Below are 694 nucleotides of genomic sequence, written 5' to 3' on the forward strand. Positions count from 1 at the left end.
AAGGCATTACCGGGGCCGGTGATCTTGTCGACCGGCTGGATGGTGTCGGTGCCATAGGCCAGTGCCGCCACGGCCTGCGCGCCACCGATGCGGTACACCCTGTCCACGCCCGAGATCCGCGCCGCCAACAGGACCAGCGGGTTCACTACGCCATTGGGGGTAGGGCAGGCCACGACCAGACGCTCCACACCCGCCACCTTGGCCGGGATCGCATTCATCAGCACYKMKGWKSGRYRYCACCAGCGCCATGGCCAAACGGCTGGACGCCGCCGCCGCCCGCATCCGCGATAGCGAGGACGAGGTTTTCGGCGAATTGCGCGTGACGACGACAATCGGCCTTGGCACGATGTGGCTGGCTCCGCGTCTGACCACGCTTTACAAGAAGTATCCTGCGCTGAAAATCGATCTGATGCTGGAAGAGAGGGTACTGGACCTGCCCATGCGTGAGGCCGATGTGGCCATCCGCATGAAAGAGCCGAGCCAGGCCGACCTGATCCGTAAACGGCTGATGACCATCCGCATGCAGCTTTATGCTTCGCCGGAATATCTGGAGCAGCACGCCGATCACCCTGATCTACCCCGAACTGAAGGGCCGTCTGAACGGCCATGCCGTGCGCGTGCCGCTGCTCAATGCCTCGCTGACCGACTGCGTCTTCGAACTGGAGCGCGCGGTAACGGTGGCAGAGGTGAACGC

At 63.8% G+C, this 694-nt stretch carries 1 protein-coding gene and 2 pseudogenes; 2 read left to right on the forward strand and 1 reads right to left on the reverse strand.

Annotated features, from left to right (window positions below; translation table 11 throughout):
- Positions 1-224, reverse strand: a pseudogene (locus tag TR36_RS14190) (histidinol dehydrogenase); the annotation flags it as partial.
- A 14-nt stretch (positions 225-238) separates the two neighbouring features.
- Between TR36_RS14190 and TR36_RS14195 the strand changes: the two are divergent.
- Both TR36_RS14195 and TR36_RS16180 read left to right on the forward strand, forming a co-directional pair.
- Positions 239-640, forward strand: a pseudogene (locus TR36_RS14195) (LysR substrate-binding domain-containing protein); the annotation flags it as partial.
- Positions 618-694 (forward strand): hypothetical protein (locus TR36_RS16180; protein WP_237763607.1); only part of this gene is annotated, 77 nt, incomplete at its 3' end. The pseudogene TR36_RS14195 and the gene TR36_RS16180, both read left to right, overlap by 23 nt.

Origin of the sequence: Falsirhodobacter sp. alg1, assembly GCF_000739715.2 — a bacterium.
In the GTDB taxonomy this organism is placed as follows: domain Bacteria; phylum Pseudomonadota; class Alphaproteobacteria; order Rhodobacterales; family Rhodobacteraceae; genus Falsirhodobacter.